We start from the raw sequence: 13,620 nt of genomic DNA on the forward strand, positions 1-13,620 counted from the left end.
TGGATCCATATTAAGCAGAGATAGCATCTTTATCATCATTTCTGCTTTTCTTCTTGAACTTATTGATCACAATTGGATAGAACAAAGAAAGTACAGTCAGCACAATCAGTGTAATCGATATTCCGGAAGAAAAGAATATACTTAAGCTGCCGTTAGATGAAGTCAGGGCCATCCGGAAATTCTGCTCCATATCCCCGCCCACAATAATTGCCAGCACCAGAGGGGCAATTGGGAAGTCCATTATTTTCATAAAAAGCCCAATTACGCCAAAAAGAAGCAGCAGGAAATAATCAACGGTGCTATAGCTGAGTGTGTATGTGCCTATAAACGCCAGCATGATGATAAGCGGATATAGAACCTTAGCTGGTGTATCCAGGATTTTCACCAATAAGCCGACAAGGAGAATATTGATGATGACTAATGCGATATTTCCAATAAACATGCTGTTGATCAGGGCCCATACCATTCCAGGATCATTTTCAAAAAGCAAGGGGCCAGGTCTCACTCCCAGCATAATAAGAGCTCCCAGCATGACCGCTGTCGTGCCTGAACCTGGGATTCCCATGGTCAAAAGCGGAATCATTGCCCCAACAGAAGCAGCATTATTGGATGATTCCGGAGCTGCAAGTCCCTCAACAGCACCTTCACCGAACTCCTCAGGCTTCTTTGATAGCTGCTTCTCAGAAGAATAACTCATCATGGAAGCAATCGATCCTCCCGCCCCAGGGAGGACACCAACGATAAATCCTAATGGAGCACTGCGAAGTATCGGCCACTTCGACCTTTTCCATTGTTCCTTGGTAAACCAGATTCTGCCAACCTTTTTCTTTTCTTTTTTTACTTTATCAATAGTTAAAAAGTTATAAAAAACTTCTCCTACTGCATAAACACCGATAATAACAATGAGGAATTCAATACCTTCACTTAAATGGGGAATATCCATTGTAAAACGGTGCACTCCCGTCTGGGGGTCAATTCCAATGGTACTGATCAGAAGACCCAGCGCCATCGCGATGAAGCCTTTCACCATTTTACCGATAGAAAGTGATACAATGGCCGATAATGTTAAAAGCATTAATAGGAAATATTCTGATGGGCCAAATTTTAAAGCGAAGTTTGCCAGCGGCTTTGCCAAAAAGATAAAACCAAAGACCGCCAATACACCGCCAATAAAGGAAGCCACTGCGGAAATGGCCATTGCCTCTCCTGCCTGTCCCTTTTGAGCCATCGGATATCCGTCAAAGGTGGCCGCGATGGCAGATCCATCCCCCGGTGTATTGAGTAGAATCGAACTTCTTGAGCCGCCATACATGGCACCATAATAAATGGCAGCCATTAAAATGATCGCACTTGTCGGGTCCATCCCAAAGGTAATGGGTATTAACACCGCAACAGCTGTAGCTGGCCCCAGGCCTGGGAGCATGCCGACAATCGTGCCTAAAAACCCGCCAATTACAACCCAAAAGATATTCATTGGCTGTAAAACGATCTGGAACCCTTGCAAGAAAGCATCCATGCTAACTTCTCACCTCCATATTTATGGTAAACTCACACCCAATAATTCACTAAAGCCGTACCAGGTTATGAACGAAAATGAAACCGTGACAATGATATTAGCCTTCCACTTCTTCCATCCATTCACATAGAAGAGCAGACATCCAAGGAAAATAATGGTAGAAGCCAGAAATCCAAAAGGTTCGAAAATAAAAGCGTAAATCACTCCCAGGGCGATGGTCACTGCTATTAATTTCAATGTTCTCCCCTCAAAAAGCCCCTGGATTTTCCCATTATGTTCATGCAGGGTTTTTAATTCGTTAAAGAGATAGATGACGCTAAGCACCAGCATGAAAATACTTAATCCTATCGGAAAGTATAAAGGCCCGTTTGGGTTTCCGAGATTTGCCTTTGGAATGGCGAATGAGCTGATTAAAAAGAAACCGGCAATGATGATCATTAACAAAGGCATTCCTATTTTTACGGCTTTCATCCCATCGCTCCCTTACTTAACCAATCCAGAATCATTGATCAGATCTTTGTATAACTTCTCCTGTTCATCAAAAAACGCTTTGGTTTCTTCACTATTTTGATAGAAGTCATCCCAGTCATTATTCTCAAGCAGCTTCTTCCATTCATCCGTTTTAACCATTTCCGTTAACTTCTCATCCCAATATTTGATTTCTTCTTCAGTCATGTCAGGCGGGCCCATAATACCTCTCCAGTGAGGAAAGACCATATCTATTCCTTCTTCCTGAAGTGTAGGCACATCTTCGAGCTCTTCCAATGTCTTATCAGAGGATACAGTCAAGATTCTAAGCTTTCCAGCCAAGTGCTGATCCTTAACCTCTGATAACGATGTGGTTACAGCATCCACATGGTTCCCCATCAAAGCGGTAACCACATCTCCCCCGCCACCATCATAAACAAGGAAATTCAAATCTGCTGGTGTGATCCCTTTCATGTCTGCAACCTGTACAAATGCCAGATGGTCATCATTTCCTAATCCAGGGCCAACTCCGATTTTAATGGACTTTGGATCCTTCTTGATCTGGTCCATTAAGTCATTGATGGATTTATATGGAGAATCAACCGATACGGCAATTGCCTGCCATTCAGTGGCCAGAGTTGCTAACGGAGTAAATTCTTTGTGCGTCAGCTTACTTTGTCCCAGTAAATTATTCGTCAGGAGCAAACTCGAATTTACTGCAAGGTTATGAGAGTCTTTGCTGTGCAGATAGTTCCAGCCCACCTCACCGCCGCCTCCCGGCTTATTAATGACATTTACATTACTCTTGACTAGTTTGTTATCTTTTAAGATTTTCTGTACGGATCGGGCAGTCAAATCCCATCCTCCACCCGGAGATGCAGGGGCTACAATTTCAATGTTCTTAGAAGGGTAATCTGCACTGTTAGATGCTTTACCTGATGAACATGCCGAAAGCAATACTACAGATAATATTAATATTCCAAGTTTTTTCATGGTATCCACTCCTTATAAGTTATTTATTCTGAATTTATAATAAATTCTAAATACCATAGTGTAAACGTTTTCAAAAAAATGTCCATATAAACCTTTATATGCATTTTGTTCATTATGTTCATATGTTCATTGGTTCACATATTTATAAAAAAAAGAAAAAGCCCTGATCACTCGGACCTTTCCTCATCCTTCTTTTATGTAATAATTTCGTTCCGGCCGTCCTACAATTCCATACTCCTGCTCCACATACGCTTTATTGGCACTTACCAAATATTCAAGATACCTTCTGGCCGTAGTCCTGGATGCGCCCATTTTTTCGCCAACCTTGTCAGCGGACATGCCTTTCGTCTCTTTCTTTAGTATTTGGCTTACTTTGTTTAAGGTAAGGTAGTCAATTCCTGCAGGCAAATCAAGTTTATCCTCTTTCACCTTGCGGCTTCCAAATAACCGGTCAATGGCATCCTGATTTACTTCCGCTATTGAGTCCAGGATCTGCTTATCTTGCCTATATTTCTCAAGTGTTCCGATCAAGGTCTCCATTGTTACCGGCTTAATCAAATAGTTATGGACGCCAAATTTCAAGGCTTTTTGCAAATATTCTTTTTCTCTGGCGGCTGATATCAAAATAACATCCAGTGTGGGGAACTTTTCACGGATTTCCAGCAGCAGGTCTGTTCCCAATCTATCCGGCATATATATGTCCAGCAGCAGCAAATCCACTTGATGGACGTTCAATAAATTCATAGTTTCCCTAGCATTTAAGGCCTTCCCGACTAACTTCATGCCCTTAACCCTTGATAAAAATTCTTCATGGATTTGCGCAATTCGGAAATCATCCTCAGCAATTACAACATTGATTACCCCACTCAAATTCCCCCTTTATAAGAGATAATCATTATGGCAAGTAGACAGTGAACACCGTACCATTTTCTTCATTACTGTCAAATTCAATCATTCCGCCTAATGATCGTGCTTCATCGTTTACATTCCCAAGTCCATATCCTCTATGTTTTCCCTTAGAAGAAAAACCGGTTTGAAAAATAAACGGCTTATCCTCATCCTTAATTCCCTTGCCGTTGTCATTGATTTCAAAAATTACGTCATTTCCGATATCTGTCACAAAGAAATGAACCATCTTTTCTTCTTTTTCTGCAACGGCATCAAATGCATTATTAATGAGATTTCCCAAAATAATGATCAGGGAAGATAGCTTGAATTTTACCGGTAGGGATTCCAGCGAGCTTTCTGGGTCAATAACAAAATTTATCTTCTTTTCCGATGCCTGCGCCATTTTCCCTAATAGGATGGCCTGGACTTTTTCATCCTGTATTTTCGATAGTAATAAATCTTCCTCTATTGAATGGATATGTGCCTCATTTTTAATAAACTCAATCGCTTCCCTCTTCTTATTCAGCTGAAGAAGGCCGAGAATGGCATACAGCTTATTGGTGAATTCATGAGCTTGAGCTCTCAGGTCATCGGAATACTGCCTAACCTCAGATAGGGCATCAATCATATGCTTAATCTCTGTCCGATCACGAAAGCTTCCGACCATCCCTTTCTTTTGTTCTTCTTCAATAATTGGCTCAGTGCTGACGATCATAATTTTTTCTTTGTATTGTATTTCAACATTCATTTGTTTTTCATTGTTTGAAAGGATCTTTAACATTTCTGAGGAGTCAATTACTTCAGTTAAGGGCCGACCTTCTGCCTGTGCCTCAATATCCAGCATATGCTGTGCAGACGAGTTCATCATGGTGATAACTCCTTGTGCATCCACAGCAATGATTCCCTCTCGCACCGATTGCAGGATTGCATTTCTTTCTCTGAACAAAGCGGCAATTTCATATGGTTCCAGATTGAGAGTATCTTTGCGAATGCTGTTGGCCAATAGGAAGCTTCCAAAAATCCCCATAATTAAGATCAATACGGAGGCCTTTAGAATCTTTGCGATGTCGTCCCAAATAGAAATATATATCGCATCCATTTCATATAAAACAACGACTGTACCCTCGACTTTTTTATATGGTCCATAATCCACCATAACTGGGGCAATCGCTTTAAGCACCTTTCTGCCGTTTTCCGTTGTTTGGAGTACGTAATAGCTCCCATAAGTAAGCGCTTTATCTGCATTGTCATTATTCAGCATTTTATATAAACCCTGTTCATCTGTTGAAGCAATCAGCCTCCCATCACGGCCCTGAAAAAATACAGTCATGGGCTTGGATTGATATTTAATCTGGTCCATCAATATATTGATATTTTCATATTCGCCGCCATGCCGAAAAAAATCTTGCAGGGCAGGCATATAAGACAGGGTCTTGGCCGTTTCCAAGGAAATTTCCCTCGCCTTTACCACATCATCAGCCTGCTTCATATAAATAAATAGACCTGATAAAGAAGTGATGATAAATATAATCAGCATAAGGACCAATCCCAGAATTTTCACCTTCAATGAAACCTTTAGGAATTTTTTCATGATATCTTCATTAGCTGTTCACTATATCCCATCTTTTTCTATTATATTAGTATAAATATTCAAAATTATCCATGAATACTTCTTACTAGTCGGCCAATAAGAAAAGCGCAAGCGCCTTCGGAACAAGCCAAAAGCGCTTGTTCCGTGCGAAGAACACCCAAGGAAGCTTCCCTTAGGTGCTCACCCCCGACAAGCACAAGTCGAGCCTCTCGGCGTTCAAATGTTATTAATATCAGAAATTAAAAACCGCAGAATCGATTTGTCAGTCCTCTGACAGCTCGATTCTGCGGTTTCAGTTTGAAATGCGCGCAAGGCGACTATTTTGACGACTTGCAGGTGGCCGCCTTGATTGGCATTACTTACGCGTTCATGTCAGAAACAATGCTGTTATTAACAGGTGTTTCTTCCACTTCTGTCACACGTTCGATATCTGCACCGAGTGCAGCAAGCTTTTCGTGGAAATTCACGTATCCGCGGTCAAGATGCTTCAGCTCTGTTACGCGTGTTACGCCATCTGCCACCAATCCAGTCAGGATCAACGCAGCGGCTGCACGAAGATCTGTAGCAGCTACTTCTGCACCCTGCAGATTGCTTGGTCCGTTCATAATGACAGAACGGCCTTCAATTTTAATATCAGCGTTCATGCGGCGGAATTCCTCCACATGCATGAATCGGTTTTCGAATACAGTTTCCGTGATCACACTTGTACCCTGAGCATGAAGCAATAGGGCCATCATCTGTGATTGCATGTCTGTCGGGAAGCCAGGGTGAGGCATTGTTTTAATATCAGCTGCCTTTAATTTATCTGGACCCAGTACACGAATTCCTTCAGCTTCTTCGATGAAGGTAACACCCATTTCTTCCATCTTGGCGATCAAAGAAGCGGAATGCTCAGGAACAGCACCCTTTACAAGAACGTCTCCGCCTGTAATGGCAGCTGCTACCATGAATGTACCTGCTTCAATGCGGTCAGGAATGATGTTGTGCTCTGCACCAAACAGTACGTCCACGCCTTCAATGCGGATCGTGCCAGTTCCTGCCCCTTTAACCTTGGCACCCATTTTATTCAGGAAGTTAGCTAAGTCAACAATTTCCGGTTCCTTTGCTACGTTTTCCAAAATCGTTGTGCCTTTGGCTAATGTTGCAGCCATCATAATGTTTTCCGTAGCACCAACACTAGGGAAATCGAGATATATTTTTGCTCCATGCAAGCGGCCTTCTGGTGCTTCCGCTTCAATAAAGCCATTACCAACCTTTACTTTCGCACCCATCGCTTCAAAGCCTTTTAAATGCTGATCGATCGGGCGGGAACCAATTGCGCAGCCCCCTGGCAATGCCACACGGGCACGGCCATTTCTTGCTAATAAAGATCCCATGACTAAAACTGAAGCACGCATTTTGCGTACATATTCAAAAGGTGCTTCTACCTTCAACTCTCGAGATGCATTTACTGTTACTGTATTATTTTCAAACTCCACTTCGGCGTTTAAATAGCGTAATACTTCATTAATAGTATATACATCGGAGAGTGTTGGGACATTACGAATTACGCTTTTGCCATCACTTGCTAACAGTGTTGCGGCGATAACCGGTAAGACAGCGTTTTTTGCTCCTTCTACTTTGACAGTACCGCTTAACCTATTTCCGCCGCGGACGATGATTTTATCCAAAGTGTATTCCCCTCCGCGTCCAATTTCTCTATATTAATATTCAATCGTAATGATGGGTGTGCCAATAACTATGTTTGTCTTGGCGCCCATTCCTTGTGTCCGTAATCCAAGCTGCATGTTCATTTTATTGCCATTTGTCTCAATGGATTCACCAAAAAGCGGTGAATTTGCTGATGCTGAAATAAATTGGTCTTCTTTTATTGCTTCTATTTCCGTTGCATTAAAAGCTGCCAGCAATTGAGCTGCAGTATCAGGCAAAGACTTATTCATCTTATCATTGAATTCACCCTGGATACAAGAGAAAATTGTGGCATTTCCTCGAAAAATGTCAGAAATCTTACTATTCAGTTCTGCAGCCAGTTCGCTTTGTTCTTTCTTCCACCCCTGACCTTTGGCCTCATAAATCACATACGTCTGAACTTGACCTTTTGTGGGGGTCGATAAAACTTTTACTGCTTCTGACTGAGTATCTGTTTTCATAATAATAGCTTCTGCTTCCCAAGCCTTTTCTGATCTTTGAAAGCTCCATTCCCAATCAGGATATTTCGACTGCAATTCATCGGTGAATGCTTTCACTTCCTGAAGGGTTTGAAGATTTTCCATTTTTTCTCTCGCATGCAAAGTCCAATTCTTGATAAAAATATTCTTGCCCTGTAAAACCGAGGCCATCGTTAACAGGTCAAGCTCCCCTTTGGCTACAGTCGTCTTATTCCCAATGTTTATCATCATGAAACCAATAATGGCAATAATGGATAATGTCATGAATAATTTTTTCATCTCTAAACTCCTCCCCTTAGTACCATTGTTACCAAGGATAGAGAGAGCATACTTGGGAATTGTCGTCACTTTTTGACAAACTGAAAAGGCAGCAAAATCACTGTTAACTCCGATGCTATTCCTGCCCTTTTTTGCATACTTTGAAAACCATTTCACAAACTAGTATGTATGCAGGAAAACAAGCAACAAAAAGATTTTACTCAATAATTATCAAAATGAAAACATGTATGAAGACCTATATTTATAAAAAATATGGCCATCAAATGCATCTCCTAAAGAAAGGTGATGTTCTGCAGAATAAGCGGCAGCTGCTGGGACCATAGAAGATAATCGAGAAAGAAATTGCTTACGGCTGATCCAATCACAATGGAAAGCAGAACATACAGTACTCTTGCCTGAAAAACATGATTCGCCCGCAATAGCGTTTCAAACCGCAGTGCCTGAAGCGCCCACCAGGCCAGCGCAATAAACACCAGATGAGACATAATGCTGATAAGTGCCTGTTGCCCAAATCCTGATACCATCTTCTTCCCTCCCTTAACAATTTGCCACGTCGCTTACCTGTTTTGTGCGCTACAATACCATTTGACGTTTATCTTACCAGGTAAGTTTCATGACTGTATATTTTTTGAAAATTAAGTTTCTTTCTTTTTCGCAGTTTGTATGTCTATTATATCGAATTGTCGAAAAAACACGAAGTGTAAACAGGGGCAAACAAAAAGAAGGGGTAAATTCCCCCTCTTATTAATACCCCTTTTGTCCCCTTTTTGTAAAAGCTTTTTTATAATCCCCATCCTATAAAGCGATTTTACCTTACTGAAAGAAATCAGTGAACTGATTGAAATTGCCCTGCAGGAAGTCAAATGCGATATTCGGTGCAACTCCAAATAGGATTGTTGCTGCCAGGCTAATGCCGATAACAGCTGTTAATGCAGCTGGGATCTTAACCTTCCCTGTATCACCTGCTGGCCTGAAGAACATTTGCACCATTACGCCGAAGTAATAGAAGTATGAAACAACTGTTGTCGCAATCATTATCGATACTAATACATAATGCCCTTCACTCGGCACTAATGCACCCATAAAGATATTCAGTTTGCCAATAAAACCGGCTGTTCCCGGAATTCCTGCAAGCGAGAGCAGGAAGATGGCCATGGCAATGGCCAGGAACGGAGCGCGGCGGTATAGGCCGGCAAATTGGCTGATATCTTCAGAGCCCGATTTATGTGTTACATGCTGGATGATCGCAAAAGCACCCAAGTTCATGAATAAGTAGGCTCCCAGATAAAACCAGAGTGTATCAAACATGAACAATGACATGCTCGCAATGACGACCAGCAGATAACCAGCCTGTGCGATACTGGAATAGGCAAACAAACGCTTGATATTCCGCTGTCTTAACGCAATCAGGTTCCCAATAATCATCGTGGCGCCGGCCAGGAAGGCTATGTAATCCTGGAAAGCAAGAATCATCGGCAGCCCCTGAGCCTCACCGGATGGTGCATTCGCAAAGATTGAGAACAGGATGCGGATTATAATGATGAACCCGGCTGTTTTGGAAACTACACTTAAAAAAGCTGTTACAGGTGTTGGTGCGCCCTGGTACACATCAGGCGCCCACATATGGAACGGTGCTGCTGCCAACTTGAAGGATAGCCCCACCACAATCATAAAGAACGCAAGGCCAAGCAGGTAAATATGCTGCTCGTTATAGATGGATGGCAAAAATCCTGCCATTTCCTTTAAGTTCGTAGTTCCAGTTAAACCGTATACATAACTCATTCCAAACAAAGTGATCGCTGTGGCGATACTGCCATTTATTACATATTTCATGGCAGATTCATTTGAATGCAGATTTCTTTTTCTCATGCCTGCCAGAATATAAGACGAGATGGAAAGAAGCTCAAGTCCCACAAACAGGGTGATTAAGTCTCCGCTTGAAGACATGATCATCGCTCCAAGCAATGCAGCCATGAATAGATAGAAAAATTCCCCCCTGAACTCTTCCAATCCTTCATTTGGCTCATAGCCAATGGCAATCAGCAGTACCATTGCCGATCCGATCAAAAGCAGCAGCTTAAAAGCTTTTGCAAATGAATCAAGCCTGAATGTATCAAGCAAAATGGATTCCGGGCCGTGTCCGATAAGGCCAAGTAAAGAAACAAGTGCTGCCAGAACTCCGGCAAAGCCGACCCAGCCGAGAATTTTACGGCTTTGTGATTTCGGCATAAACAAATCCATTAGTGAAAGAGCGGTCGCAACACCAAGGATGATGAACTCCGGCGTCATAATGCCCCATTCATATGATAATAATGTTTCGAGATCCATCCTTCATCACCCTCCTATCCCCAGCATGATCGTTTCAAGTGTTGATGTCAGCGGTTCGCTCAGTACACTCGGATAAACACCAATCAGGACAATTAAGCCGACTAATACCAGGACAGGCACAAACTCAAACTTCCTCATATCCGTTACGCCGGCAAAATCTCTAAGCGCTTTGCCGTATGTGATGCCCAGTACCGCGCGAAGCAGGTAAACAGCTGTCATAATGATTCCGATCGCACCGACTGCGGCAAGAATCGGCATTTCTTTAAACAGGCCAAGGAAGGCCATAAATTCACTTACAAACCCAGACATGCCAGGCAGGCCAAGTGAGGCCATAGCCCCTGTAAGCAGGAAGCCTGCTGTAAGCGGCATCCCTTTTGCCAAACCTCCGAGATTTTGAATATTGGATGTTTGAACGCGTTCATAGAAAACACCAACAAGGAAGAATAAAAGTGCTGCGATTAAACCGTGGGAAACAACCTGGAAAATCGCCCCCTGGATTCCTGCCTCATTTAATGCGCCTAACCCGATTAAAACGATTCCCATGTGGGAAATAGAGGAGTAGGCAAGCACCATTTTAAAATCGGTCTGAACAAATGCCAGAAATGCTCCATACAGTAAATTCACGACTCCGAGCACAGCCAGCCATACAGCAATACTTTGGAATTGCTCAGGAAATATTCCCATACCAAAGCGGATTAAACCGAAGGCACCAATTTTCAAAAGCACTCCGGCATGCAGCATGACGATTGATGGCGGAGCTTGTACGTGCACCCTTACCATCCAGCTGTGCAGCGGGAATATAGGAAGCTTCACTCCAAACGCAATTAAAAGCGCAATCAGCATGCCCATTTTCATATTTTCAGAGATTGGCGCAACTAGCTGCGGATTATCCGCGTTCATTGCGGCCATCAAAGCATCAATATTAGCTGTGCCAGTACGGGCAAACAGCACCATAATGACAATCAGCAGCACAGCAGATCCGAGACCGTTATAGATCAGGAAGCTGTAAGCGGCATTTTCCTTTTCAAAGTAACCCCATTTCCCGATCAGGAAGAAGGTCGGAATCAAGGTGATTTCAAAGAAAATAAAGAAAAGAATCAGGTTTTCAGCCGCAAATACACCAAGCATGCCGACTTCAAGCAGCAGGAACAGCATGAAGTAGCCCTTCCATTCTTTTTTAATATGAATAGAAGCAATAGCTGCCAGTGTAGAAAGCACAGCAGTGAGCACAACCATGATTAATGAAAATCCATCCAGCCCCAGTTCATAATCAATGGAAAAAAGGTTGCCCAGCTGGCCGGAATCTCCAAACTGAATCCAGCTGACTTTTTCATTCAGCTGTTCCAGACTTGCACCTGCCCGGTATTGAAAATAGGCTATCAGCGCCAATATCAGTGCCGGAATGGTAGCCAAAAATCCTACGGTCTTGATCAATGTTTCCTGTGTTTTCGGCAGGAATGATAATACTAAAATACCAAGGAGCGGGGAGAAAACTAAAATGGATAGAAAATACGCTAAGTTCATTTTAAGTACCCCCCCGTAAACGCATAGATGACAACTAAAATAGCAAGCCCGACAAACGCTGCTGTTCCGTATGTCTGAATCTGGCCATTTTGAAATTTAGAACCCAGTCTTCCGAGTGCAGACGTGATTCCAGTAACGCTCTTCACGAGTCCTTCAACCAGGAACACTTCCAGGAATCGCAGAAATGAGCTAATGAATTTCGCACCATTCACCACTGTCAGCGAATAGAATTCATCAATATAGTATTTATTGTACAGAACGTTGTATGAAAGCGGCATTCTGCTTGTAAGCCAGTCACGGGCAAGCGAACGTTTGCCGTACATTAGCCAGGCAAGGAAAATTCCAAGCAGGGATACAGCAGTGGCGACAATCATTATCCATGCAGGTCCCTCAATATGGCCATGGCCCAGAGCATGGTTATCTTCCACGAGCCAATCACCAAGAAACGTACCAAACCATGGCGTATTCACATATCCAGCCACTACAGCCAGCACTCCTAGGACCACCATTGGCAGCGTCATTACACTAGGCGACTCGTGAACATTTTTCATATCGGTTCTTGCTTCACCAGCGAAAACCATAAAAAACAGACGGAACATATAAAATGCCGTAAAGAACGCAGCAATCACCGCTAGCCAGAACAGTACTGTATTCCCATGCGCCCAGGCAGCAATTAAAATCTCATCTTTACTGAAGAACCCTGAAAATAATGGAACCCCGCTGATCGCCAGTGTCCCAATCAGGAATAGAGGGCCAGTCACGCGCAGCTTTTTCCATAATCCGCCCATATGTTCAATATTCTGTGTATGAACCGCGTGGATGACACTTCCGGCTGCAAGAAACAGCAAGGCCTTGAAAAAGGCATGTGTCATTAAATGGAATACACCGGCTACATATCCGGCAGAACCGAGCGCCAGCATCATATAGCCAAGCTGGCTGACGGTTGAATAAGCGAGCACCCGCTTTATATCCTTTTGGACCAGGCCGATGCTTGCCGCAAAAATGGCTGTGAATGCCCCAATTACAGCAACAGTCATCAGTGCTGTTTCACTTGCTGTAAACAGCGGGAACAGCGCTGCCACTAAATACACACCTGCCGCTACCATTGTCGCAGCATGGATTAATGCGGAGACCGGCGTCGGTCCTTCCATTGCGTCCGGAAGCCAGGTATGCAGCGGGAATTGGCCCGATTTACCGACAGCCCCTACAAAGATAAGAATGGCTGTTAACGTAATCATTGTGCCAGAAATGGCACCAGCTTCAACAGCTGCAAAAATTTCATCATACTCAAAGCTGCCAGCCTGCCAGAATAATAGAATCATTCCGATCAAAAGGCCGACGTCCCCAATACGGGTCATGATAAATGCTTTTTTAGCCGCAGCCTTTGCTTCCTCTTTGTAAAAATAGAATCCGATCAGCAGGAAGGAACCAAGTCCGACAAGTTCCCAGAAGAAGTACGTCTGAAGCAGATTAGGCGAGATGACAAGGCCCAGCATGGCAAATGTAAATAACCCTAAATAAGCATAGAAAACAGGGAAGCGGTCATCACCCTGCATATACCCTTTCGAATACGTATGTACCAGGAAACTGACAAGTGATACAATTACCAGCATCAATGCATTTAACTGATTAACTTCAAAACCCGCTGTTAACTGAACATCCCCTATAGTCAGCCAAACGCCTTCTGCTTTAAAAGTTGGTGCCGAAAACCGGTCAAATAGCACCAATATTGAATAGACAAGCGATGCCAGGGTAAACAGAATTCCTATATAAGCACTCGCTTCTTTTAGCCGTTTGCCGAATAAAATAAGGAACAAAAACGATAAAAGCGGGAAAAGCGGTATGATCCATGCATTCTCCATCAT

At 43.1% G+C, this 13,620-nt stretch carries 11 protein-coding genes; all 11 read right to left on the bottom strand.

Annotation, left to right across the window (positions count from 1 at the left end; translation table 11 throughout):
- Positions 1-10: 10 nt before the first annotated feature.
- Entirely contained in the window at positions 11-1,516 is a 1,506-nt protein-coding gene (locus A361_RS25720) for a tripartite tricarboxylate transporter permease (protein ID WP_009332187.1), read from the bottom strand.
- A 21-nt stretch (positions 1,517-1,537) separates the two neighbouring features.
- Positions 1,538-1,987 carry a tripartite tricarboxylate transporter TctB family protein gene (locus A361_RS25725; RefSeq protein ID WP_019380629.1) on the bottom strand — a complete coding sequence of 150 codons (450 nt, stop codon included), beginning with the start codon at positions 1,985-1,987 and terminating at the stop codon, positions 1,538-1,540.
- 12 nt (positions 1,988-1,999) lie between these two features.
- The gene (locus A361_RS25730) at positions 2,000-2,977 is read right to left on the bottom strand and encodes a tripartite tricarboxylate transporter substrate binding protein (RefSeq protein ID WP_019380628.1); all 978 of its coding nucleotides are present in this window, start codon (positions 2,975-2,977) and stop codon (positions 2,000-2,002) included.
- A gap of 183 nt (positions 2,978-3,160) precedes the next feature.
- Positions 3,161-3,847: a response regulator gene (locus A361_RS25735; protein ID WP_019380627.1), complete on the bottom strand. Its 687-nt coding sequence runs from the start codon at positions 3,845-3,847 to the stop codon at positions 3,161-3,163.
- A 25-nt stretch (positions 3,848-3,872) separates the two neighbouring features.
- Positions 3,873-5,426, bottom strand: a complete 1,554-nt coding sequence (locus tag A361_RS25740; RefSeq protein ID WP_236888089.1) for a sensor histidine kinase — start codon at positions 5,424-5,426, stop codon at positions 3,873-3,875.
- Between the two features lie 389 nt (positions 5,427-5,815).
- Entirely contained in the window at positions 5,816-7,126 is a 1,311-nt protein-coding gene (murA, locus tag A361_RS25745; RefSeq protein WP_019380625.1) for a UDP-N-acetylglucosamine 1-carboxyvinyltransferase, read from the bottom strand.
- Positions 7,127-7,159: 33 nt separating this feature from the next.
- Complete coding sequence (locus A361_RS25750; RefSeq protein WP_019380624.1) at positions 7,160-7,903, bottom strand: YwmB family TATA-box binding protein; 744 nt, start codon at positions 7,901-7,903, stop codon at positions 7,160-7,162.
- 272 nt (positions 7,904-8,175) lie between these two features.
- Positions 8,176-8,427, bottom strand: a complete 252-nt coding sequence (locus A361_RS25755; protein ID WP_009332194.1) for a DUF1146 family protein — start codon at positions 8,425-8,427, stop codon at positions 8,176-8,178.
- Between the two features lie 289 nt (positions 8,428-8,716).
- The gene (nuoN, locus tag A361_RS25760; protein ID WP_019380623.1) at positions 8,717-10,231 is read right to left on the bottom strand and encodes an NADH-quinone oxidoreductase subunit NuoN; all 1,515 of its coding nucleotides are present in this window, start codon (positions 10,229-10,231) and stop codon (positions 8,717-8,719) included.
- Positions 10,232-10,237: 6 nt separating this feature from the next.
- Positions 10,238-11,755, bottom strand: a complete 1,518-nt coding sequence (locus A361_RS25765) for an NADH-quinone oxidoreductase subunit M (protein WP_009332196.1) — start codon at positions 11,753-11,755, stop codon at positions 10,238-10,240.
- Positions 11,752-13,620: an NADH-quinone oxidoreductase subunit L gene (gene nuoL, locus A361_RS25770; RefSeq protein ID WP_019380622.1), complete on the bottom strand. Its 1,869-nt coding sequence runs from the start codon at positions 13,618-13,620 to the stop codon at positions 11,752-11,754. The genes A361_RS25765 and nuoL overlap by 4 nt, the downstream gene beginning before the upstream one ends.

It is taken from the genome of Cytobacillus oceanisediminis 2691, from assembly GCF_000294775.2.
In the GTDB taxonomy this organism is placed as follows: domain Bacteria; phylum Bacillota; class Bacilli; order Bacillales; family Cytobacillaceae; genus Cytobacillus; species Cytobacillus pseudoceanisediminis.

Excerpts from the sequence above, each read along its gene's own strand:
- A361_RS25720 (WP_009332187.1), bottom strand. The coding sequence starts at position 1,516 with ATGGATGCTTTCTTGCAAGGGTTCCAGATCGTTTTACAGCCAATGAAT.
- A361_RS25765 (WP_009332196.1), bottom strand. The coding sequence starts at position 11,755 with ATGAACTTAGCGTATTTTCTATCCATTTTAGTTTTCTCCCCGCTCCTT.
- nuoN (WP_019380623.1), bottom strand. The coding sequence starts at position 10,231 with ATGGATCTCGAAACATTATTATCATATGAATGGGGCATTATGACGCCG.
- A361_RS25750 (WP_019380624.1), bottom strand. The coding sequence starts at position 7,903 with ATGAAAAAATTATTCATGACATTATCCATTATTGCCATTATTGGTTTC.
- nuoL (WP_019380622.1), bottom strand. The coding sequence starts at position 13,620 with ATGATGGAGAATGCATGGATCATACCGCTTTTCCCGCTTTTATCGTTT.
- A361_RS25730 (WP_019380628.1), bottom strand. The coding sequence starts at position 2,977 with ATGAAAAAACTTGGAATATTAATATTATCTGTAGTATTGCTTTCGGCA.
- A361_RS25725 (WP_019380629.1), bottom strand. The coding sequence starts at position 1,987 with ATGAAAGCCGTAAAAATAGGAATGCCTTTGTTAATGATCATCATTGCC.
- A361_RS25755 (WP_009332194.1), bottom strand. The coding sequence starts at position 8,427 with ATGGTATCAGGATTTGGGCAACAGGCACTTATCAGCATTATGTCTCAT.